Below are 22,342 nucleotides of genomic sequence, written 5' to 3'. Positions count from 1 at the left end.
TCATGAGCCAGTTTTGGATTAATATCATTTTTGTTGGTCTGTCATTCGCTTTGTATTTTGGCATCGCGATTTGGGCTCGTGCAGGCTCAACCAAAGAATTCTATGTCGCAGGGGGCGGTGTTCACCCTGTGGTCAATGGTATGGCGACTGCCGCTGACTGGATGAGTGCTGCCTCATTCATCTCGATGGCAGGTATGCTGGCAATGAGTGGCTATTTTGCCTCAGCCTATCTGATGGGCTGGACAGGCGGCTTCGTACTGCTCGCATTATTGCTTGCTCCGTATTTGCGTAAATTTGGCAAATTCACCGTGCCTGATTTTATCGGCGATCGCTTCTACAGCAAGACCGCTCGTTTGGTTGCGGTGGTTTGTTTGATTTTGGCGTGTACCACTTATGTTATCGGTCAAATGACTGGTGCTGGCGTGGCATTTTCTCGCTTCTTAGAAGTAGATAAAGACACAGGTCTGATGATTGCTGCCGTGGTTGTACTGTTTTATGCGGTACTGGGCGGTATGAAAGGCATTACCTACACACAGGTGGCACAATATGTGGTGCTGATGATTGCCTATATCATTCCTGCCATCTTTATTTCACTAAACCTAACTGGCAACCCAATCCCTGCCCTAGGTATGTTTGGTACTGATGTTGGCTCAGGCATGCCAATCTTACAAAAGCTGGATTTATTGGTAACAGATTTGGGATTTGAGCAATACACTGCCGATGTACCAAACAAACTCAATATGTTCCTGCTGACTGCATCACTGATGATTGGTACTGCAGGTCTGCCTCATGTTATTATCCGTTTCTTTACCGTGCCAAAAGTCTCTGATGCACGCACATCAGCTGGTTGGACATTGATTTTCATCGCCTTGCTATATACCACCGCTCCTGCAGTTGGCTCAATGGCTCGCATGAATATCATCAATACCGTCTATCCACAAGGCGTTGACGCACCTGCACTCCAGTACGAATCTCGTCCAGAATGGATGAAAAACTGGGAAAATACAGGCTTGCTCAAATATGAGGATAAAAATAACGACGGGCTGATTCAGTACTATAATGACAAAAATGACGCTTATGCTGCCAAAGCTGCCGAAAAAGGCTGGCAAGGCAATGAGTTAGAGGTGAACAACGACATCTTAGTACTTGCCAACCCTGAAATTGCCAACCTACCAAGCTGGGTGATTGGTCTGATTGCCGCTGGCGGTCTAGCAGCTGCCCTATCAACTGCCGCAGGCCTATTGCTTGCCATCTCGTCAGCGGTATCGCACGACTTGATCAAAAAGACCATCAAGCCAGATATTAGCGACAAAGGCGAACTGATGGCGGCTCGCGTCTCAATGACAGTTGCTATCGTTGTTGCAACTTATCTGGGCATGAACCCACCCGGCTTTGCAGCTCAAGTTGTTGCCGTGGCATTTGGTATCGCTGCCTCAAGCCTATTCCCTGCCTTGATGATGGGTATTTTCTCAAAACGCATCAATTCAACAGGGGCAACCGCTGGTATGATTGCAGGCCTAGTAACCACTTGTATCTATGTGTTCTTGTACATGGGCTGGTTCTTTATCCCAGGTACCAACACCTTTGAAAATGTAGAATCTCAGTGGATTTTGGGCATTTCTCCATTATCGTTCGGCACGGTTGGTGCATTAATCAACTTTATTGTTGCATTCGCTGTATCAGCGATGGGCAATCCACCACCAAAAGAAGTTCAAGATTTGGTAGAAAGTGTGCGTTATCCAAAAGGTGCTGGTGGTGCAATCGATCATTAATCGCCAGCATTAACAAAATCACCCAGAGTTTTTCTGGGTGATTTTTTATATAAATCACCCTACCAACAGCCGTCTTGATAAAATGAATTATTTTGATGGTATTTTGGCAAGCACTTGTTATAATAATCCAAATCTTGCCAACCTAACTTATTGATTAACAGGAATGTCAGTTATGATGTTTTGGGAAATTATCGCCACAGTAATGAGTGGTTTTTTGTTTGCAGGGCTTGTGTTGCCACTTCGCTTGATATTTAAACAACTACCAAAATGGATTGTTCCTGCCGCTGCTGGTATTGGCATGATTGCCTTTCAGGTTTATAGCGAATACAGCTGGGCAGATGACACCATCGCCAAACTGCCAGAGGGTGCTGTCGTGGTTGCAACCGTGCCGAGCAGCTCTTGGTATCGTCCTTGGTCATATCCCAAGCCGCAAGTTTTGCAATTTGTTGCTTTGGACAAAACAAGCATAAAAACCAGCCCCGACAATCCAACAAGCAAGCAAGCCATGTTGTATTTTTTTGAGCGGCGAGCTGCCACTCAGACACTGCCTGTTAGTGTTGATTGCACTCAGCCACAGCTATCCTTTAGCCCACAAATGAATCAGGCGGTACTCCGCGAGCTTTGCCCTTGATGCGACTATTTACCAAACCAGTTCAGTAAATATGCCACCAAAAAGCATTTTGCCAACTTGGTTTAATCCTTGTTCATTATGGCAGGCTTGCAAATTTGCAATTGTTGCTTTTTGCATTGCTTGGCTTTTCGCATTTTGCCATTCGGCTCTTGCTTGGCTTGTTTTTTAGGCAAATGATTCAATCAAAAAAAGCGGTCGCTGGTTTTTTTGGGCTGCTTGGCAACTGTCTCATCAATCTTTTTGGCAATCTCTAGATAATGCTGAGCAAAATCGGCTTGTTGCAAGCTGTCAATTTTACCATCGTCCATAAAAGCACGGATATTGCCATCAAGTGGCAATTGCCCAAGCAATGGTACGCCATAGCGTCTTGCCATCTCATCACCGCCACCTGCACCAAAAATTGCTTCACTATGACCACAATTTGAGCAAGTGTGCAGTGCCATATTCTCAACAATACCCAAAACAGCAATGTCAGTTTTTTGGAACATGGCTACGCCTTTTTGGGCATCAAGCAAGGCGATATGTTGCGGCGTGGTTACAATCACCGCCCCTGTCAGCAAAATGCGTTGAGCCAATGTCAGCTGAATATCACCTGTACCTGGTGGCATATCAATCAACAAATAATCAAGCATTGGCCAGTTGGTCTGTGTATACAGCTGCATTAACGCCCCTGTTGCCTTGATGCCACGCCATGCCACTGGCGTTTGCTCAGAATCCAGCAAATTACCAATTGACAAAACCGCAAGCCCCTGTGCATCAATCGGTACAAATTGATCATTCTCAACCATAGGCTTACTGCCCGCAACACCCAACATGGCAGGTATCGATGGGCCATAAATATCAGCATCAAGCACGCCAACACGCTTGCCCAAAGCCTGCAATGCCAATGCCAAATTCACCGTGGTGGTAGATTTGCCAACGCCGCCCTTGCCTGAAGCGATGGCGATAATGTGCTTAATGCGTGGATGAGGGGTCAGTTCAGATTGCTTGGGGGCAGCTTTGGCTGGTGGTTTGTCTGATGTATGGCTATCCGCCGCATTTGCAGTATTGTCTGGCTGATGGGTTTGCACCATGCCCATATCAGCATTATCCACCACAGCATTAATATCAACCTGAACAATGCCCAGCCCATGCAGTTGCTGCTGTAACTGCTGATGACATACCTCAAGTGCCTGCATTTGCGTCTGCTTGATACGCACCTGCAAATTTAGCACCTGATTTGCTACTGATTGTTTTTCAACAAATGTCGCAAGCGGCTTGTCTGCCAGCATGATTTGCTCAAGCACTGCTGCAATTTTTGTTTCGGTGGAGTGTTTTTTGTTAAAGAAACCAAACATAGCCCAATCTTATTATCTGTCTTTGCTTAAATCAATTCAAATAAATACAATGCGTTTTTGACTTTGGCATTGCCAAGTCCACAAACCATCGCAATTGTTATTTTAGCACAAAATCACTGAAGCAAACTGACTTTTGCCACACAAAGACAACAAACAGACCAGCCAAAACCCAAGATGGCATTAAGCTGCTGGAGAATGGAGTGGATTTTTGTTACAATAATGCTTTATTTTATTGAGCGTTGTTATGACACAGTCCGACCAGACACCACTTGTTGATGATTATGACTACCATCTGCCAGAGCAGCTGATTGCTCGCACGCCACTTGCCAAGCGTAGCGACTCTCGGCTGCTGCATTTGACGCAGCATGGCTATCAAGATCGACAATTTACCGATCTGCCATCACTGTTGCGTGCTGGCGATTTGTTGGTGCTAAACGACACCAAAGTCATGAAAGCTCGCCTCCATGGTCAAAAAGCCACAGGTGGTGCAGTGGAGGTTTTGGTTGAGCGATTATTATTTGATGTTGCCAATGCTCCTTATGCTGCCTTGTGCCATGTGCGTGCCAGTCGCTCGCCCAAAATCGGACAAACCTTAAAACTTGCAGACAATCAATTATCCGCCACCGTGATTGATCGCAAAGAAAATCTGTTTGTGCTTGCGTTTGATGTACCGATTTTGCCAGCCTTAGAACAATTTGGGCAAATGCCCATTCCGCCGTATTTTCAACGCAGTGCCACAAGCCTTGATGATGAACGCTACCAAAGCGTCTTTCATAACCCAAACCACACCGCCAGTGTTGCTGCTCCCACAGCCAGTCTGCATTTTGATGATGCCTTATTGCAACAAATCAAGGACAAAGGGGTCAATATCGCCTTTGTAACCTTAAATGTTGGTGCAGGGACTTTTGCTCCTGTCAAAGCAGCCAAGCTCTCTGAACATATCATGCACGCCGAATATGCACACCTGCCTGCTGCCACCGCTGAACTCATCAACCAAACCAAAGCAGCTGGCGGTCGAGTCATTGCTGTTGGCACAACCGTAACACGCGTCCTAGAAACAGCATATCTACAACGCACCTGCGACACACTGCACGAATTCGCTGGTGATACGCAGATTTTTATTTATCCACCCTATCAATTTGGGGTGATTGACTGCCTGATTACCAATTTTCACTTGCCAAAATCCACCCTGCTTATGCTGGTTTCGGCATTTATGGGAACTGATACCATCAAAGCGGCTTATGCCCATGCCATCAAACAAGAATATCGCTTCTTTAGCTATGGTGATGCGATGTTTTTGGAGCGTGCCACAAATTAAACCCACACAAACAACCCAAACCAATCAATCACCCATGCGTCTTAGCAAATTTACCGATACCGTCCATGATTCACAAACCTTTGCCTTGTGTTATTTGATTGGGTTTTGGCAATTTCTACTCATAAAATATATCGCAAACAAGTACCTTGGCACCAACAATGGTGCCAGCGGCATTTTTATAGCCATATCAAATTAATAAAAATATCTTATATTAGTATAATATGCCATAATTTTTATTAATTTTAATAAAATATCATTATCATAAATATTAATTTTAACGCTTTTGCAAGTTGATTTTCTGCCACGCTATTGATAGATTTTTGATAAACTGTGCTAAAATACACCATTTTAACCGCAGTTATCTTGAGAAAATTATGAAATTCACCTTACACAATGTCGATGGTGGCAACAATCATGCACGCCGTGGCACGGTCAGTCTGGCACATGGTCAAGTGCAAACACCTGCCTTTATGCCTGTAGGTACTTATGGCACGGTCAAAGGTATGCTGCCTCGCGATATTGAGGGCATTGGTGCCGATATCATCTTGGGCAATACCTTTCATCTGTGGCTGCGTCCCGGCATGGAGGTGATTCGTGAGTTTGGTGGATTGCATAATTTTGCCCAGTGGCATAAGCCCATTTTGACCGACTCGGGTGGCTTTCAGGTATTTAGTCTGGGGGCGATGCGTAAAATCAGTGAAGAGGGCGTGGCATTTCGCTCGCCTGTTGATGGGGCTAAGGTGTTTTTATCGCCAGAAACTTCAATGCAAATCCAAAAAGATCTGAATTCGGATATTGTCATGCAGTTTGATGAATGCACCCCCTACCCTGCCACGCACGAAGCCGCCAAAGCCTCGCTTGAGCTGTCGCTGCGTTGGGGTCAGCGGTGCCTTGATGAACATCAGCGGCTGGGCAACAAAAATGCCCTGTTTGGCATTATTCAAGGCAGTATGTATCAGGATTTGCGTATGCAATCTCTCGAAGGGTTGCTTGCAATGCCATTTGATGGCTATGCCATCGGCGGTCTGTCGGTTGGTGAGCCCAAAGAAGAGATGATTCAGGTGCTAAACTATCTGCCAAACGCCATGCCAAGCGACAAGCCTCGCTATCTGATGGGCGTAGGCAAGCCTGCTGATATTGTCGAGGCGGTGCGTCGTGGGGTGGATATGTTTGACTGTGTCATGCCGACACGCAATGCACGCAATGGGCATTATTTTGTTACAGGCGATGCCAACAACAAAGGCGTGGTGCGTATCAAAAACAGCCAATATCGCACCGATACCGCTCCACTGGACAGTCAGTGCGATTGCTATACTTGTCAGAACTTTAGTCGTGCCTATTTATACCATCTGCACAAATGCAAAGAAATGCTGTCAGCACAACTTGCCACCATTCATAACCTGCGTTATTATCAGCGACTGATGGCACAAATTCGCACCGCCATTGAACAACAACAGTTTGACAAATTCTTAAGCGAATTTTATGGCAACTGGGGCATGGCTGTGCCAGAATTTGACAAATAGCCACGCACCAATCACACGGTTAATTTTAAGCCCCATTGACTGCGTTGCCAATCAGCCAAATAACTGCTGATAACTGGCATCATCAAAACCCACAGCCTGCTTATCGCCCATGATGATTGGTCGCTTAATCAGGCTTTGATTTTCTTTAACAATTTGATATAAATAATTAAGATTATTTTCATCTGGCTTGGCAATTGCCGCCTCGACACGCTGCTTGGTCGCCTCATCAAACTTGCGATAAGTTGTGCCTTTTTTATTAATCACCTTTTCTATACCAAAGGCTTTGACAAAAGCAACAAACTCCGCCTCGCTTAGCACAGATTTTTTGTAATCAAAAAACTGATAATCCACCGCCAAGCTCTCTAACTTATCAAATGCTTTTTTCATCGTGGCACAATTTTTGATGCCATAGATAGTGATACTCATATACACTCCAATTTGTCGAAAAATTTGGTTAAATTTGCCAAATTATAGCAAACTTTGATGAATTTTAGGTATAATAAGGGGTTTATTGAATTTTTGATAATTTACACTGCGATCAGGTAACAACATGAGCCAACTTTCTTTAGAAAATTACGATTTTTGTGCAATAGAAAAACAACTACAAGACACATGGGAGCGTGAAAAACGCTATCACACCAGCAACGCTCCAAGCAGCAAACCGACACGCTATATGCTGTCGATGTTCCCCTATCCAAGTGGCAAACTGCACATGGGTCATGTGCGTAACTATGCCATCACCGATGTGCTAAGTCGCTACTATCGCCAAAAAGGCCATGAAGTTATGCAGCCGATGGGCTGGGACGCTTTTGGTCTGCCTGCCGAAAATGCCGCCATCGCCAACCAAGTTGCCCCTGCCAAATGGACCTTTGAAAACATTGCCAATATGCGTACGCAGCTACAGGCACTGGGCTTGTCAATTGACTGGTCTCGTGAATTTGCCACCTGCACGCCAGAGTACTATCGCTGGGAGCAGTGGCTGTTTTTGCAATTGTACAAAAAAGGCTTGGTATACAAAAAACTTGCCACAGTTAATTGGGATCCTGTGGACAATACTGTGCTTGCCAATGAGCAAGTGGTTGATGGTCGTGGCTGGCGTTCAGGAGCGATTGTCGAAAAACGCGACATTCCGATGTATTATTTTAAAATCACGGACTATGCAGATGAGCTGCTTGACGATCTAAAAACACTCGAAGGTCGCTGGCCTAAGCAAGTGCTGTCAATGCAGCACAACTGGATTGGCAAAAGTCAGGGCATGGAGCTGGATTTTACTTACCAGCTTGATGGCATTGATGATGTGCTGCGAGTATTTACCACTCGCCCTGATACCATCATGGGGGTGAGCTATTTGGCGGTTGCCGCTGAGCACCCATTGGCTCAATACGCTGCCAAACACAATCCTGCTATTGCAGCATTTTGTGCCGAATGCAAACAAGGCTCTGTTGCCGAAGCTGACCTTGCCAAAGCTGAAAAAGTCGGCATGGATACAGGCTTGTTTGCCCGCCACCCAATCACAGGCGAGCCGATTGCTGTTTGGGTTGCCAACTATGTACTGATGAGCTATGGCTCTGGGGCGGTGATGGGTGTACCTGCTCACGATGAGCGTGATTTTGAATTTGCCAATAAATACCAACTGCCCATCAAGCAAGTGATTGATAATACAAACAAAACAAGCGAATACGATTGCCAAAACTGGCAAGCATGGTATGGCGAAAAAACGGGTTTTTGTATCAATTCTGGGGTGCTAGATGGACTTGGCTACGATGAAGCCTGTGCCAAAGTCAATCAAATCATCAGTGAAAAAGGTCTGGGCAAGCTCACCACCCAATACCGTCTGCGTGATTGGGGCGTATCTCGCCAACGCTACTGGGGCTGCCCAATCCCTATGGTAAACTGCGAATACTGCGGCACTGTCCCTGTGGACGAGGCGGATTTGCCTGTGGTTTTGCCGACCGATATTATCCCTGATGGGCGTGGCAACCCTCTAAAGCAGATGGCGGAGTTTTTGCACACCACTTGCCCAAAATGCGGTCAAGATGCCGAACGAGAAACCGACACTTTTGACACCTTTGTGGAATCTAGCTGGTATGCACAGCGTTTTGCTAGTCCGCATGATGACACACAAATGATTGACAAGGCTGCTGCCGATAAATGGCTGGCGGTGGATCAGTATGTTGGCGGTGTTGAGCACGCTGTCTTGCACCTACTGTATGCACGATTCTTCCACAAAGTGATGCGAGATGAGGGCTTGGTCAGTGGTGATGAGCCATTTGCCAATCTTTTGGCTCAAGGCATGGTGTTGGCTGGCACTTATTATCGTGAAAATGCCGATGGCAGCAAAAGCTACTACTTCCCACACGAAGTTGAGCTGACTGGCACAGCAGAAACCACCACCGCAACGCTCAAGGCTGATGGCAAGCCTGTGGTGATTGGCAAAATTGAAAAAATGAGCAAATCCAAAAACAATGGTGTCGATCCGCAACAAATCATTGAGCAATATGGTGCTGATACAGTGCGTCTGTATACGCTATTTACCGCACCTGCCGACCAGACGCTAGAGTGGTCAGACAGTGGTTTAAAAGGCCCGCATAACTTTGTCAAAAAAGTTTGGCGTACTGCCTTTGAGCATCTATCCGCCATTTCGGAGCTGACCGCTAATGATTTAACAATTGACAAAACCGCACTGTCCAAAGCAAGCAAAGATCTGCGTCGCAAAACACACGAAACCATTGCCAAGATTGATGCAGGTCTGGGTGAGCATTTGGCACTAAATACCCCTGTGTCTGGCTTGATGGAGCTGTGTAATGAGATTGGTAATTTTCATGCCAATAGCACACAGGAGCTTGCGGTTAAACATGAAGCACTTGTTACGCTATTGACCTTGTTGTCTTTGTACGCACCTCATGTGGGTGAGTATTTGCTTACAGCTTTTGGCATTGACACAAGCTCGCTTAGCTTCCCACAACTGGACGAAACAGCACTGGTAAATGACACCATCACCATGGTTGTGCAGGTCAATGGCAAGGTGCGTGGCAAAATGGAAGTCGCCGCCGACATGGATCATGATTTATTAATCAGCGAGGCAAAAGCACTTGAAGGCGTGGCAAAATTTTTGACAGGCGAAATCAAAAAACAAATTGTTGTGCCAAATAAACTCATCAGCTTCGTTGTGGCAGGTGGCTAATGAACAAAAAATTCCTACAAATCGCCCTTTTAACCATCACCACTGCAACCTTGAGTGGCTGTGGTTTTGGACTTCGTGGCATTAATCCAGCAGCGACACAGCTCGCCCCTGCTTACAGTGCGGTTGATATCAGTGCCGAGGATACAGCTTTGGCACACGCCACCAAAGCCAAAATCAGCACCCAGTTGGCTCAGCTGGGCATTGTCAGCAGCTCCGATGCCGCAGGCAAAATCCATGTATACAACCTGCGTTATCGTGAGTACAAGCTGCTTGGTGTACTGACCGAAATCCGACTGGTGCTGACTGCCGATGTTCGCTATCAGCTGGGTGATAAGCGTATCACCAACACCGTACAAGTAGAACGCAGCTACCAGCACAACGAAGCCAGTGTCGCCACAAGCGATCAGCAAGGCAGCCAAATCAAAGTCTGGCTACAAGACAATCTTGCCGAACGCATTGCCGAACAATATCACGCATTAGCAAAGGCAGCCAGCCAATAATGCAACAGCGATTTTTGGCGATTTACCCCACCCTTGCCCAGCCACAAACCGCCCTTACTGGCTTGTGGCTTGTGCATTCTGATGAGGAATTGTTGCTACAGTGGCTGGTTGATGGTTGTCGTGCCAATTGGCAGGCAAATCGGCAAATCATCAAACGCATTGAGCTGACTGGCAGCAAAAGCTGGCAAGCGGTCATTGCTGAGCTGTCAGCACTGTCGCTATTTGCCGAATCTACCGCCATTATCGTTACTGGCAAGCACAAACCCGATGACGACACCCTGTCTGCCTTGCACGCCTTTGCTGACGATGCTAAGGCTGGCAACACCGCCCATCATCTGCTGTGGCTGCTGCCAAAGCAGGATAAAAAAGCCCAAAACAGCAAAGCCTTTAAGCTGTTTGACACACAAGGCACCGTTATCGATGGCAATATCAGCGGCGAAAATCAGCGTCAGCAACTTTTGACCATCAAGGCAGATGAGCTTGGTGTCAAACTTCACCCCTCTGCGTGGCAAGTGCTGATGGCACATACCGAAAACGATTTGCTAAGTGCTTATCAGACACTGTGGCGACTGTCATTGGTTGCTGATGGTGTGGTTGATGTGCCGCAGCTACAGACGCTGCTTGCTGATGGTGGTAGTTTCACGGTATTTGATTTGTCCGATGCTCTGCTCTTGGGTGATGCCAACACCGCCCTAAAAATCATTCATCATCTAAAACACCACGACACCGCTGCCAGCATTGTACTGTGGGCGATATTAAAAGACGCTCGAATCATCGCCGCCATGAAACAAGGCTCCGATCCGCTAACGCTTGGCGTTTGGCGTAACAAAATCACCGCCTACCAACGCCTCACACGACAACTCTCGCCACAAGCCATCAGCCAACTTTTGGCACTTGGTTATGACATTGACAAGACAGTCAAAGGGCTTGGTGATGATAATGCGTGGCGATTGCTCGAACAAGCCGTTCTTATTTTTTGTCAAAAATCCACCATCAGCCCTGCCTGACAATCAGCCACCCCTCAGCTGATTAATTTACAAAAATTTACATTTTATTACAAATATAATCATTTACTCTGATAACGCTTAAATATAACTTGATATGATAAGGCGAAATTTTGCTTTAGTGATACAAAGTTACATTTATCCGATTTTTGCATCAATGATTTGGCAAAATACGCCACCTTGGCTGTTTTGCCATGATTGCAAATGAAGATTTGCCAAAAATTAAGGCATAGAATCCTGTAACTTCGTCCGCCTCATCTACGGAATATTTTATGCAAGCTACCAAACCCTCCAAGTCAAAATTAGGTCATCGCAAATATCTCAAATGGTTTATTGCTGCCCTGCTTATCTTATTATTGGCATTTTTTATTTATAAAAAACTCAACCCCACCCCTGTTGCACCGACCTACTTGACTGGTGAGGTGCAAAGGCAAGATATCGAAAATACCGTCATGGCATCGGGCAAAATCAAAGCAATCGAGACGGTCAATGTCGGCTCGCAAGTTTCAGGTGAGATTACCCGCCTGTATGTTGATGTGGGTGATTTTGTCAAAAAAGGCGACATTATCGCCCAAATCAGCCAAGTGGAACAAAAAAACCTTGCTGCCAACGCCAAAGCAACACTTGAGCAAGCCGAAGCCAACCTAAGCCAAGCACAAGGGGATTTGGCGGCTCGTCAAGGTGAAGTTGCCCAAGCTGCTGCCAGTGTTGAGACACGCCAAGCCGAGCTTAACCGTGCTCGCCAAAGTTTTCAGCGACTACAAGGACTGATAGAGATTAACGCCATCAGCCGTGAAGAGTATGACGAAGCCCAATCCAAAGTCGCCGTTGCCGAAGCCGCCCTAAAAACCGCCCAAGCAAGCCACCAAAATGCCCTAACTGCAATAAATAATGCCAAAGCCGCCATCAAAAGCCAACAAGCCGCTATCGGCAAGGCACGAAATGATGTCATCACTGCCGAAGAATCGCTAAGCCATACTACCATTCGTGCTCCGATGGACGGTACTGTGGTTTCAGTTACCCAAAAACAAGGCACCACTGTCAATGCCAACCAATCCGCTCCGACCATCGTAACGCTTGCTGACTTGAGCCGTGTGCGTATCAACGCCCAAATCTCCGAAGCCGATGTGATTAACATTCGCCCCAATATGCCCGCAAGATTTAATATCATCGGCAATCCAGATGAGCAATATAACGCCATCTTAAAGGGTATCGAACCTGCCCCAGAGACCATCAGCAGCATAAGCAGCACCAGTTCGGCAGTGTATTATATCGGCTATCTTGATGTGGATAATAGCGATGGCAGATTTCGCATTGATATGACAGCACAGGTCAATATCATCATCGATCAGGCAAAAAATGCTCTTGTTATCCCTGCTTCTGCCATCAAAACCGATAAAGGCAAAACTACCGTGCAAATTATTGGCAAGGACGGCTTTGCCGAAGCTGTTGAGGTAAAAGTTGGCATTAATAACCGTGTCAATGCCCAAATCCTCTCTGGGCTACAACAGGGTCAGACCATCGTTATCGGCGAAGGCGGCGAAGGTGGTGATGAGCGTGGTAACAGCAATCGAGGCAGATCGCCAATGATGCGATAATCAAGCAAGGAGGCAGTATGAACAGCTCAACCACGCAAAGCAACAAAACACCGCTGATTGAAGTGGTGGACTTGGTGCGAGATTTTGCCGCAGGCGATGGCACGATTCGTGTATTGCACGGCATTAATCTGACACTATATCAAGGCGAGATGGTTGCCATTATTGGACAGTCAGGCTCTGGCAAATCCACCTTGATGAATATTTTGGGGTGCCTAGACAAGGCAAGCTCTGGACAGTATCGTATTTTTAACCAATCCGTTGATGAGCTTGATGGTGAGGCACTTGCCAAACTTCGCCGTGAGCATTTTGGCTTTATTTTTCAGCGTTATCACCTGCTTGCCGATATCAATGCAGAAGATAATGTCATCGTGCCTGCCATCTATGCTGGCATGGATGGCAACGCTCGCAGGGACAGAGCCAAAAAACTGCTTAGCTCATTAGGGCTTGGGCAAAAATTACACAACCGCCCCAATCAGCTCTCTGGCGGTCAGCAGCAGCGTGTCTCAATTGCTCGTGCCTTGATGAATGGCGGTGAGGTTATCTTGGCGGACGAACCCACAGGGGCACTTGACAGCCAATCAGGCATTGAGGTGATGAAAATCCTGCACGAGCTAAAGCAGGCAGGGCATACCATCATCATGGTAACACACGACCCATCGCTTGCCAGTCAAGCCGAGCGAGTGATTGAGCTAAAGGACGGTTATATTGTTGATGATTATTATACAGCAAATGCACGCCTCACCAACACACCGCCAGTCAATGCTACCAAATTTGCCAGCAAAGGTCGCCTGTTTGGGCTTTTTGACCGTCTAAAAGAAGCCTTCAAAATGTCGCTTTTTGCAATGATGGCTCATAAGATGCGTACTCTTTTGACCATGCTTGGCATTATTATTGGTATTGCCTCTGTGGTGTCAATCGTTGGTCTGGGGCAGGACTCCAAACAAAAAATCCTATCTGAAATCAATCAACTGGGCACAAATACCATCACAGTAATCAACGGCTATCCCTTTGGTGACCCCAGACGCCGCTATGGACAAAATAGCCTAACCGTCCAAGATGCCGAAGCTGTCGCCGCCCAGCCCTATGCCAAAAGCGTCAGCCCCCAAGTTGATAGCAGTGTTACCACTCGTTTCAAGAATATCGAAACCACCGCCAATATCAACGGCGTTGGTGATGAATATCTGAATGTAACGGGCGAAAAACTGGCAATGGGGCAAGGGTTTGATAAATCCAGCATTCTAAAAATGACCCAAGATGTCATTTTGGACAATAATGCCTACAAAACTTTTTTTGCAGGCAAGGGAGACCCCATCGGTCAGATTATCTTGATTGGTAATGTGCCTGCTCAGGTTGTTGGCGTACTAAACAGCAAAGACACCAGTTTTGGTCGCCAAACCAACACACCCCAGCTGTATATGCCCTACACCACCGTCATGTATCGTATGCTTGGCAGCAGTTATATTGATAGATTTGTGGTGCTGATTGATGACAATACACCCTCTGAAGTTGCCGAAACTGCCATCAGCAATTTGATTCAATCACGGCACGGCACAGATGATTTTAACATCATGAACACCGATTCATTCCGCCAAGCGGTTGAATCCACCACCAATTCGATGACGCTGCTTATCTCTTCAATCGCCATCATTTCCTTAATCGTTGGTGGCATTGGCGTGATGAATATCATGCTGGTATCTGTTACCGAACGCACCAGCGAAATCGGCGTGCGTATGGCTGTCGGTGCACGCCAAAGCGACATCATGCAGCAGTTTTTGATAGAAGCAGTGTTGGTGTGCATCCTAGGTGGTATCTTGGGCGTGTTATTGTCGCTGGTGATTGGCGTGCTGGTCAATCGCTTTGGCGGTGAGGATTTTGGTATGATTGTCTCGCCCTTGTCAATTGTTGCTGCCTTTATTTGCTCGACACTGATTGGCATCGTCTTTGGCTACCTGCCTGCACGCAATGCCGCACGGCTAAGCCCTGTTGAGGCACTTGGTCGCTAAAACAAAATCCAGCCAATGGCTGGATTTTTTTAGTTTACCAAATATCAGATTTGACTTTGTCTTTTAGCTTGCTGTCAAAATTTGCAAGTTTAAACACAGGCTCACTGATGCCAGCTTTGAGCTGATTTTGATAATCTTTCACCAAGGCAAACACATAGCGAGACAGCAGCAAAATGGTAATTAAGTTAATAAATGCCATCACGCCCATTGTCAAATCACCCATGTTCCATACCACATCAACTTTCACCACTGCACCAAAGTAAACAAAGCCCAATACCAGCATACGAAATACTGTCAAAAGAGCCGAATTGTCCTTTAAAAACTGCATATTGGATTCAGCATAGGCGTAGTTGCCAATGATGGTTGAGAAGGCAAACACAAACAAAATCACCGCCAAGAAATACTGTCCCCAGCTGCCCACATGGCTCTCAAGTGCCGCTTGGGTGAGCTGAATGCCTGTCAGGCTTGCTGCATTTTCGGGCAATTGTGCCAACAAAATAATAAATGCCGTGCAAGAACAGACGATAAGCGTATCCACAAATACGCCAAGCATTTGGATATTGCCCTGCTCCACAGGATGCTTGACACTGGCAGCGGCAGCGGCATTGGGTGCAGAACCTTGACCTGCCTCATTAGAATACAAGCCTCGCTTAATCCCCTGCATCATCGCGATTGACACCATTGAACCAAACAGACCACCGCCTGCCGCCTCAAAGACAAATGCCTTTTGGAAAATCAATGCAATCACCGTAGGCAACGCCGTGATATTCATCGCAATAATCACCACAGCCACCAAAAGATATACCAACGCCATCGCAGGCACGATAATTTCAGCGATTCTTGCCACACGCTTAATGCCGCCAAAGATAATCGGTGCAGTCAGAACCACCAGTATCGCCCCAACAACATGCTTATAAATCTGCCAATCACTTTGGCACTCTGGCGTATCTGTCATGCACCCTGATGCCGAAGCGATGGCAAGCGTGATGGTATTTGACTGAATCGCCTGATACACAAAACCAAAGCACACAATCAGTGATAAAGCAAACAGCAGCCCCAGCCATTTTTGTCCCAAGCCTTGCTCAATATAATAAGCAGGGCCGCCACGGAACTGCCCTGTTGCCTTATCACGCACCTTAAACAGCTGGGCAAGACTTGACTCGGCAAGTGCCGAACACATACCAATCAAGGCAATCAGCCACATCCAAAATACTGCACCAGCACCGCCGATACTGATGGCAATTGCCACCCCTGCAACATTGCCAACCCCGACACGGCTCGCCAATCCCGTTACAAAAGCCTGAAAGCCAGAAATGCCCTCGCCATCATGCTTGCGGCTGCCCAGCATTGATTTGATACTGCGTCCAAACAGGCGAAACTGTGCCAAGCCTGAAAAAATTGTAAAAAACAAACCAATGCCAATCAGCAACCAAATTAAAATATCCCACAAAGGCGTGCTAACCGCTTGCACTGCACAATCCAAGCCATTAACAAAATCAGGCTGGTTAAAACAAGATAAAGGATTATTGTACATAACTTTTTTCCAAAAAATAAAAGAAGCGGCAAAATACCACTTCCTTTTTGTCATTTAATCTGCCTTTGGGCAGTTGGTGTAACAAGACCAATTATAAAGCAAAATTTTGTAACAATCACGCAAAATTTTAACCGCTTAAGCATGATTGCTCTGCGTGTGGCTGGATTTGCCTTTTCTAAGGCTAAGCAGCCAATGCAAAAATATCGCCATAAAAGTTGCCGTGCCAATACCACCCAAATCAAAGCTGCCAAGCATCAAACCAAAATTCCCCGTACCCAAAATCACCGTAACTGTCGCTACCATCAGGTTTTTGTTGTCCGAAAAATCCACACGGTTGTCAATCCAAATTTTTGCCCCAGCGATGGTAATCAGACCAAACACCACGATAGACGCACCTGTCAAAACAGGGGTTGGAATGGTTGAGATTAACGCACCAAACTTTGGCGACAATCCCAAAATAATAGCAAACAGCCCTGCCACCACAAAAATCAAAGTCGAGTACACTCTGGTAACCGCCATCACGCCGATATTCTCACCATAGGTTGTCATGCCTGTACCACCCACCGAGCCTGAAATCATCGTTGCCACACCATCGGCAACAAACGCCCGTCCAAGCTCTGGGGTGAGATTTTGACCTGTCATTGCTCCCACTGCCTTGATATGCCCCAAATTCTCCGCAACCAAAATAAATGCCACAGGTGCGATGATAAGCATGGCATTGGCATCAAACACAGGGCTGGCAAAATTTGGCATACCCACCCATGCTGCCGTCTGTATCGCCGTAAAATCAATCGGCGTACCAAAGCCCAGCGCATTGGTAACAATGGCATAAATCACATAGCTCAAGCTAAGTCCAAGCAGTAACAATAACCGCTGCACAAACCCTGTGCTAAAAACAGCAATCATGCCCATGCACAGCACTGTTATGAGCGTCATCCACAGTTCAAATGGCTTGCCTGCGACAGACGACACGGTTACGGGGGCAAGATTTAGCCCAATAATCATCACCACCGCCCCAGTAACCACAGGTGGCATGAGTTTTTCGATCCATGCAGTGCCTGTTGCCATTACCACAAAACCAATCAGTGCGTACAAAGCACCACAGGCAATGATACCGCCCAATGCCAAGCCCAGATTGGGATTTGCCCCAGAGCCTGTTGCGTGTGCAGTTGCGGCAGCGACCACGCCAATAAAAGCAAAAGACGACCCCAAATAGCTCGGCACTCGTCCTCTGGTCATCACAAAAAATAAAATCGTACAAAACCCTGACAGCAAGATTGCCAAATTGGCATCAAATCCCATCAAAATCGGTGCAAGCACTGTCGCCCCAAACATCGCCAACACATGCTGCAAGCCCAGCATAATGGTCTGAGCAGGTGGCAGATATTCATCGGTTGCAACAGCGGTGGTGCTAAGATTGCCTTGATAAGGGCGAAAACTTGGAAACCATTTTGTCATACTAAACCCAAAATCACATCAAAATGTAAATTAACCCAGTCAAATGTTGCTATATTATCACCGAATCACCGCAAATGCCAATAAATTTCATTGGTAGCACAATCCACATTCTCAATGACCGACCAAATCTCAGTGCCAGCTTTTTATAGTTAAGCACCACGCAAGCCAAGATGCCCAAAGCCACTGGCGGATTAATCATCAACCCAAGCACCATTTGCCATATTGCCTTGATATACATAACCCTCTGATGAAGGTTGCGGATTGTTTGCTTGGTTTACCTTGGTAAAAAATGGGTGGATTTTATTTGAAACCAAGGTTTGTTGATTGCCTTGATTGTCCCAAACTTCAATATAGACACTTTGATCATATTGATTGCTGTACTTATTTGTAACTGATTGGTAGTTTAACTTTCCCGCAATCTCATTTTTAGCTAAGATAAAATCTCCAATATTGATGTTTTCAATAGCTTTGTATCCTGTCAATGTTGAGATTAACATATCGCCACGAAATGAGCAGGTTTTGCTTTTTTGGACATTGCTTGAATTGGCTTTCCCTTGCTTAACCCGATCAACAACCCTACCGCCAGCATTTTTGGTAATTTGAATTTTCAGCATTAGTTCTTTAATTAACTCTATCGCACCTAAATAATACCAATCTATATTTTTAGCCTGTCAATGTTTGCTTTCGATTTTATCTTTTATCTCTTATAGATACTCAGAATTACCCACTACAGGAAACTTCGGATTTTCCAAATTCCACTCTAAACCATGCTCAGTAAAAATATCTTCAAGTTTTTCAATAAAAGGTATGTTAAGCTCATTACTCCAGTCTTTAGAAGAATCTTTAAAATATTCTTCCATCAGCTTGCGACCAAATGGAGTTAAAATGATATTAGCATCTATCCAGATTATAGATTCAAAATCATCAGGATCAGTAATAGACAAATGATAACAAAAGTCCTCAATGCCATCATAGGTTGTATTTGGGCTTTGTTCACTCTTGGTTAAAACATCAAAAGCAAAGTCTGTCAAACCACAGCTGTATATACGGTAAATAAATTCGACAGCGAATTGCCACGTTCCTGAACCTCTCAGTACATATATTGACGACATGGGATCGGTAATTAGAACCCTTAAAAACCATTGTGCTTCTGTTGCATGAAAAGATGACATATTCATTTGATTATTCCTTTGGGAATTTAAGTTTTAATTTACCTTTTTTGTCATTTCTTATGCTTTTGATTATGCGAGAACTACTAAGCTCCACAGTAGCTGTGGTAGGTAGTGTATCTTTTCCTGCTTTACCTGCAGGTCTATAGACAACCCAAGTGCCGTCAGGGGCTTGGATAATTGCCATTATAGCTGTTTTATCAACAAGCAATTAGATTATCTATTAAATATCAAAGGTGGTTTTTGACTTAAAACATCAACAATATGATTTAAAAATACCAACCTATAATGACTATATTCTTTATTGTATATTTTTTCGCTTTGTGTATCAAACCATTGAGAGTACTCTGTCTGTGATGACTCAAACAACCAAGAAATCCCATCTAATCTATGATGGTTTAAAATGTTAAAAGCATAACTTTCAAATAAAAACCTAAAGCTAAAAAACCCATCAAATATAATCAATTTTTTACAATTATCAAATGTAGCATAAAATTGCAAAATATCTTGCTCAACTTTGAGATTGTCAAGCATTCCCAAAGCCAGCCCTGTATTTTTACTTAAATCTTTCCAATTGTTCATATATTACTCTGTACTATTATATCTGATTAAAACCTGAACGAGCAGAATTTTATCAGCCATTGCTTAAGAAAGTGGGGTGGGGTGGGTGAAAACCGCTTGTTTTGGTGATTTTTTATTTTTTAAAGATTTTTAGTAAATTTACCAAAATTTAATGGCTAACTATTGCTTTTTGGGCAATAATTTTCCTACCACACACCCTAAAGAGTGAAATCAAGCATTTTAAATCAAATAGTTATTGATTTAAAATGCTTGATTTTGTCTACAATTTGTAGACAAAGTTATTTTAACTGTATGAAATACAGGATAAAAATTTGTATACAAAGTGTATACAGGCAGGGTGAAAAATTAAGAGTATTTTTTCATCATATTATAAATATCAATTTCCCATTGCTCAGAGTTCTCTTGTGGTGTCCAACTTTGCAAGATGGTTTCATTTTCATTGATGATGTTATGAACATTACCGCCTTTTTCAAGCATAAGTTCAAGTACTTCTAAACTTCTTTCTTTGGTATAAGCAGCCATGGATAAAGGGCGTAGATTGTCAATATTAGGAATATTAGGATCAGCCCCTGCATTCAATAATTCAATAGCAGCTTCTGCATTGCCACTACGCAAAGCATAATGCAGTGGCGTCATGCCATATCCATCTTGAGCATTAATGTCAAGACCTAGATCGATAAGGTATTTTACCGATAAACTTGTCTTATAATTATTAGAACTGGGGCTTAATAAAATTTTATGCAACCAATTCCATTTTGTTGATTTAGATGTATACCAAATACTGTGATTGTCACTATATTTATTTATTAAATATAGTGCATCATCAATCATACCATCTTTGAAAGCTGATAAGATGTAAACACCTTGTTCTTCAGCTTCTGGATTGTAGCTCATCATTTAATACCTTGTTTTCGTTTAAATTGCTTGATATCTTTAATGATATCTTCTAAATCTCCATTGCCAGGCTTTTCATTGCGATGGCTTTGGTTATCGTTTCTGTTTTCAAGTTTAAAATAATCAGGACGAGCGTTTATAAAGTTATTATGATGCCCATTGTAAAGAGCCATCAATTGGATCTACCCAAACAGCATAAGCAGGACAGTGATCATCAGAAAACCAAAGAATAATATCGCCTTGATACGCTCCATAAGGCATATCTGTTTTAGGAAAAGATTCTGTAAAGATAGATATCCACTCTTTAGGACTTTTTTCTAAAATTTGCCCATCTTTTTGTAATTTTAAATGCCCTCGTTGCAGCATTGCATAAAAGAGCATAAAAAATGCTTCCACCTTGTGTTCAAAAATTTCTGAAAAATCATCTACAGTCAGGTATAATGCCCCTAGATGTTGACCAAACATTCCCATAAATACTCGTCGGTCAGGGTCATAATCAAAAAGCGATTCAATATCTTGCTCAAGCCTAGCTAAATATTGAGATTTAACATCTGTCATAATAAGACCCTGTATTATTTAACTCTCTATCTTGACATCACTGTCAATTATCTTGGCAGGGCTGGTTGTGCAACCACGAGATGGTAATGTCCAAGATTTGATCTTGCATTGGCTGGTTAACAACCTCAGAAACAATTAGACTGTATTCGCCATGGCAATAAGTAGCGATATATGTCGTGTATGGATTGTTTAAGGGCGGTTTAGTCCTATTCCAAATACCCATGTTTTCTATATTTGTTAAAATTAAGTTTTGTAATGTAAACGAGTTATTCTTGGCTTGGGCGGATAGTGAGTAAACAATTGATGGTTTTTGATACTCAACTAAATCAAATTTTCCACCCCCTTGTGTGATTGCACTCAACCAAAGCCTAACATCTTGTTTAAGTTGAAGAAATTCTTGCTTATTTTTAGTTTTTGGCTGATAAAAATTTTGGATTGCACCAGCAATCACCAAGATTATTACCGTTACCCAACAACCTAGAATAAATTTTTTCATAATTGCTATCTTTGCTATCTTTGCTTTCTTAACAAATCTCGGATCTGTTTTTTGGTTAATTGAACTCCTGTATAAACCATTTTACCGCCTGTGGCTCCAATTTGCGGAGTTCCAGCCCATAGGTTATGATTGTATCCTTAGCTTGGGTTTTAATAACTCCTACACAAGCCCCATAACACCCTTGAAAACCAACAGATGAGCCTAAAATTATTCGATCAATTTGACCATCATTCTTAAAGCCGCCAGTTATGCTACCAAAATTGACTGAAGCTCCGCCAGAGAGTAAAGTTGACGAGGTTGTTACTTCAAATAATTCGGGTCTATAGACTTTTCCATTTTTACTATTGATAATTAGAGTGTAGCTAAAAACGCCGCCAGAAACATTAATTAGTATCATGTCATTATAATACTGATGTACGCTCATTATACTATCAGAAATATCTTTTAAAGCACCTTTAATCGCCTGCAATTGCTCCTTAGCATAAGTGCCATCTGTATCATCAGTAATTTGATTCCACTCATGCCCCAGTGCAATTTCAGCGGTAGAATTCCACCTAACCACTTCAGAAGCCATATCTGCTGCGGTATTGATGTCTTTATCAAAGATAAAGGCAGCAAAGCTTGCAGTTAGGCGAGATTCGTTGATGATTTGTTGTCTTTGTTTGTCGGTTAAGGTGTTTGGATTGTCTATTTTTCTATCCGCCCACATCTCACCTATCATAGCACCTAGGGCAGCTGATTCACAGTCATTTTTGGCAATTTCAGCAGAAATACAGCCTGC

At 44.3% G+C, this 22,342-nt stretch carries 20 protein-coding genes; 9 read left to right on the top strand and 11 right to left on the bottom strand.

Annotated elements, in window-relative coordinates:
- Nucleotides 1-2 precede the first annotated feature (2 nt).
- Together BW928_RS09655 and BW928_RS09650 are read left to right on the top strand one after the other, a co-directional pair.
- Complete coding sequence (locus BW928_RS09655) at nt 3-1,772, top strand: sodium:solute symporter family protein (RefSeq protein ID WP_076556020.1); 1,770 nt, start codon at nt 3-5, stop codon at nt 1,770-1,772.
- A gap of 172 nt (nt 1,773-1,944) precedes the next feature.
- A complete protein-coding gene (locus BW928_RS09650) occupies nt 1,945-2,403 on the top strand; it encodes a hypothetical protein (protein WP_076556019.1) in 459 nt (152 codons plus the stop codon).
- A gap of 182 nt (nt 2,404-2,585) precedes the next feature.
- Here BW928_RS09650 and BW928_RS09645 read toward each other — a convergent pair whose 3' ends face one another.
- On the bottom strand, nt 2,586-3,740 hold the full coding sequence (locus BW928_RS09645) for an Mrp/NBP35 family ATP-binding protein (RefSeq protein ID WP_076556018.1): 1,155 nt from the start codon (nt 3,738-3,740) through the stop codon (nt 2,586-2,588).
- Between the two features lie 244 nt (nt 3,741-3,984).
- Between BW928_RS09645 and queA the strand changes: the two genes are divergently transcribed.
- Nucleotides 3,985-5,058, top strand: a complete 1,074-nt coding sequence (gene queA, locus BW928_RS09640) for a tRNA preQ1(34) S-adenosylmethionine ribosyltransferase-isomerase QueA (RefSeq protein WP_076556017.1) — start codon at nt 3,985-3,987, stop codon at nt 5,056-5,058.
- A gap of 374 nt (nt 5,059-5,432) precedes the next feature.
- Complete coding sequence (gene tgt, locus BW928_RS09630) at nt 5,433-6,581, top strand: tRNA guanosine(34) transglycosylase Tgt (protein ID WP_076556015.1); 1,149 nt, start codon at nt 5,433-5,435, stop codon at nt 6,579-6,581.
- A gap of 51 nt (nt 6,582-6,632) precedes the next feature.
- Here the strand turns inward: tgt and BW928_RS09625 are convergent, their stop codons facing one another.
- Nucleotides 6,633-7,007, bottom strand: a complete 375-nt coding sequence (locus tag BW928_RS09625; RefSeq protein ID WP_076556014.1) for an ArsC/Spx/MgsR family protein — start codon at nt 7,005-7,007, stop codon at nt 6,633-6,635.
- A gap of 124 nt (nt 7,008-7,131) precedes the next feature.
- Between BW928_RS09625 and leuS the strand changes: the two genes are divergently transcribed.
- From leuS to BW928_RS09600, 5 genes are all read left to right on the top strand, one after another.
- Nucleotides 7,132-9,765 (top strand): leucine--tRNA ligase, encoded by a 2,634-nt coding sequence (gene leuS / locus BW928_RS09620; protein WP_076556013.1) that lies wholly within the window; start codon nt 7,132-7,134, stop codon nt 9,763-9,765.
- Nucleotides 9,765-10,265 carry an LPS-assembly lipoprotein LptE gene (locus tag BW928_RS09615; RefSeq protein WP_076556012.1) on the top strand — a complete coding sequence of 167 codons (501 nt, stop codon included), beginning with the start codon at nt 9,765-9,767 and terminating at the stop codon, nt 10,263-10,265. The genes leuS and BW928_RS09615 overlap by 1 nt, the downstream gene beginning before the upstream one ends.
- A complete protein-coding gene (holA, locus tag BW928_RS09610; protein ID WP_076556011.1) occupies nt 10,265-11,272 on the top strand; it encodes a DNA polymerase III subunit delta in 1,008 nt (335 codons plus the stop codon). The genes BW928_RS09615 and holA overlap by 1 nt, the downstream gene beginning before the upstream one ends.
- 269 nt (nt 11,273-11,541) lie before the next feature.
- On the top strand, nt 11,542-12,867 hold the full coding sequence (locus BW928_RS09605; protein ID WP_076556010.1) for an efflux RND transporter periplasmic adaptor subunit: 1,326 nt from the start codon (nt 11,542-11,544) through the stop codon (nt 12,865-12,867).
- Nucleotides 12,868-12,884: 17 nt separating this feature from the next.
- The gene (locus tag BW928_RS09600; RefSeq protein WP_076556009.1) at nt 12,885-14,870 is read left to right on the top strand and encodes a MacB family efflux pump subunit; all 1,986 of its coding nucleotides are present in this window, start codon (nt 12,885-12,887) and stop codon (nt 14,868-14,870) included.
- 34 nt (nt 14,871-14,904) lie between these two features.
- On the opposite strand, the gene BW928_RS09595 is transcribed toward BW928_RS09600, so the two are convergent.
- From BW928_RS09595 to BW928_RS11695, 9 genes are all read right to left on the bottom strand, one after another.
- Entirely contained in the window at nt 14,905-16,404 is a 1,500-nt protein-coding gene (locus BW928_RS09595) for an alanine/glycine:cation symporter family protein (RefSeq protein ID WP_076556008.1), read from the bottom strand.
- A gap of 135 nt (nt 16,405-16,539) precedes the next feature.
- Entirely contained in the window at nt 16,540-17,862 is a 1,323-nt protein-coding gene (locus BW928_RS09590) for a solute carrier family 23 protein (protein WP_076556007.1), read from the bottom strand.
- A 191-nt stretch (nt 17,863-18,053) separates the two neighbouring features.
- Nucleotides 18,054-18,359 (bottom strand): polymorphic toxin-type HINT domain-containing protein, encoded by a 306-nt coding sequence (locus BW928_RS09585; protein ID WP_158078450.1) that lies wholly within the window; start codon nt 18,357-18,359, stop codon nt 18,054-18,056.
- Nucleotides 18,360-18,566: 207 nt separating this feature from the next.
- The gene (locus BW928_RS09580) at nt 18,567-19,040 is read right to left on the bottom strand and encodes a hypothetical protein (RefSeq protein ID WP_076556005.1); all 474 of its coding nucleotides are present in this window, start codon (nt 19,038-19,040) and stop codon (nt 18,567-18,569) included.
- Between the two features lie 207 nt (nt 19,041-19,247).
- Entirely contained in the window at nt 19,248-19,613 is a 366-nt protein-coding gene (locus BW928_RS09575; RefSeq protein ID WP_076556004.1) for a hypothetical protein, read from the bottom strand.
- Nucleotides 19,614-19,958: 345 nt separating this feature from the next.
- Complete coding sequence (locus BW928_RS09570; RefSeq protein ID WP_311195269.1) at nt 19,959-20,510, bottom strand: ankyrin repeat domain-containing protein; 552 nt, start codon at nt 20,508-20,510, stop codon at nt 19,959-19,961.
- A 144-nt stretch (nt 20,511-20,654) separates the two neighbouring features.
- Entirely contained in the window at nt 20,655-21,065 is a 411-nt protein-coding gene (locus BW928_RS09565; protein ID WP_078310333.1) for a DUF596 domain-containing protein, read from the bottom strand.
- Between the two features lie 43 nt (nt 21,066-21,108).
- Nucleotides 21,109-21,561, bottom strand: coding sequence for a hypothetical protein (locus BW928_RS09560; protein ID WP_076556001.1), 453 nt, complete (start codon nt 21,559-21,561; stop codon nt 21,109-21,111).
- A gap of 55 nt (nt 21,562-21,616) precedes the next feature.
- On the bottom strand, nt 21,617-22,342 hold a 726-nt coding region (locus BW928_RS11695), incomplete at its 5' end, for a VENN motif pre-toxin domain-containing protein (RefSeq protein WP_076556000.1).

Source organism: Moraxella cuniculi DSM 21768, from assembly GCF_900156515.1.
GTDB lineage: Bacteria > Pseudomonadota > Gammaproteobacteria > Pseudomonadales > Moraxellaceae > Moraxella > Moraxella cuniculi.
The sequence above is the reverse complement of the archived record's forward strand: the minus strand, read 5'-3'. Positions and strand labels throughout refer to the sequence as shown.

What these genes read in the sequence shown, in the direction of transcription:
- BW928_RS09655 (WP_076556020.1), top strand. Translation starts at nt 3, where the DNA reads ATGAGCCAGTTTTGGATTAATATCATTTTTGTTGGTCTGTCATTCGCT.
- BW928_RS09650 (WP_076556019.1), top strand. Translation starts at nt 1,945, where the DNA reads ATGATGTTTTGGGAAATTATCGCCACAGTAATGAGTGGTTTTTTGTTT.
- BW928_RS09645 (WP_076556018.1), bottom strand. Translation starts at nt 3,740, where the DNA reads ATGTTTGGTTTCTTTAACAAAAAACACTCCACCGAAACAAAAATTGCA.
- queA (WP_076556017.1), top strand. Translation starts at nt 3,985, where the DNA reads ATGACACAGTCCGACCAGACACCACTTGTTGATGATTATGACTACCAT.
- tgt (WP_076556015.1), top strand. Translation starts at nt 5,433, where the DNA reads ATGAAATTCACCTTACACAATGTCGATGGTGGCAACAATCATGCACGC.
- BW928_RS09625 (WP_076556014.1), bottom strand. Translation starts at nt 7,007, where the DNA reads ATGAGTATCACTATCTATGGCATCAAAAATTGTGCCACGATGAAAAAA.
- leuS (WP_076556013.1), top strand. Translation starts at nt 7,132, where the DNA reads ATGAGCCAACTTTCTTTAGAAAATTACGATTTTTGTGCAATAGAAAAA.
- BW928_RS09615 (WP_076556012.1), top strand. Translation starts at nt 9,765, where the DNA reads ATGAACAAAAAATTCCTACAAATCGCCCTTTTAACCATCACCACTGCA.
- holA (WP_076556011.1), top strand. Translation starts at nt 10,265, where the DNA reads ATGCAACAGCGATTTTTGGCGATTTACCCCACCCTTGCCCAGCCACAA.
- BW928_RS09605 (WP_076556010.1), top strand. Translation starts at nt 11,542, where the DNA reads ATGCAAGCTACCAAACCCTCCAAGTCAAAATTAGGTCATCGCAAATAT.
- BW928_RS09600 (WP_076556009.1), top strand. Translation starts at nt 12,885, where the DNA reads ATGAACAGCTCAACCACGCAAAGCAACAAAACACCGCTGATTGAAGTG.
- BW928_RS09595 (WP_076556008.1), bottom strand. Translation starts at nt 16,404, where the DNA reads ATGTACAATAATCCTTTATCTTGTTTTAACCAGCCTGATTTTGTTAAT.
- BW928_RS09590 (WP_076556007.1), bottom strand. Translation starts at nt 17,862, where the DNA reads ATGACAAAATGGTTTCCAAGTTTTCGCCCTTATCAAGGCAATCTTAGC.
- BW928_RS09585 (WP_158078450.1), bottom strand. Translation starts at nt 18,359, where the DNA reads ATGTTAATCTCAACATTGACAGGATACAAAGCTATTGAAAACATCAAT.
- BW928_RS09580 (WP_076556005.1), bottom strand. Translation starts at nt 19,040, where the DNA reads ATGAATATGTCATCTTTTCATGCAACAGAAGCACAATGGTTTTTAAGG.
- BW928_RS09575 (WP_076556004.1), bottom strand. Translation starts at nt 19,613, where the DNA reads ATGAACAATTGGAAAGATTTAAGTAAAAATACAGGGCTGGCTTTGGGA.
- BW928_RS09570 (WP_311195269.1), bottom strand. Translation starts at nt 20,510, where the DNA reads ATGATGAGCTACAATCCAGAAGCTGAAGAACAAGGTGTTTACATCTTA.
- BW928_RS09565 (WP_078310333.1), bottom strand. Translation starts at nt 21,065, where the DNA reads ATGACAGATGTTAAATCTCAATATTTAGCTAGGCTTGAGCAAGATATT.
- BW928_RS09560 (WP_076556001.1), bottom strand. Translation starts at nt 21,561, where the DNA reads ATGAAAAAATTTATTCTAGGTTGTTGGGTAACGGTAATAATCTTGGTG.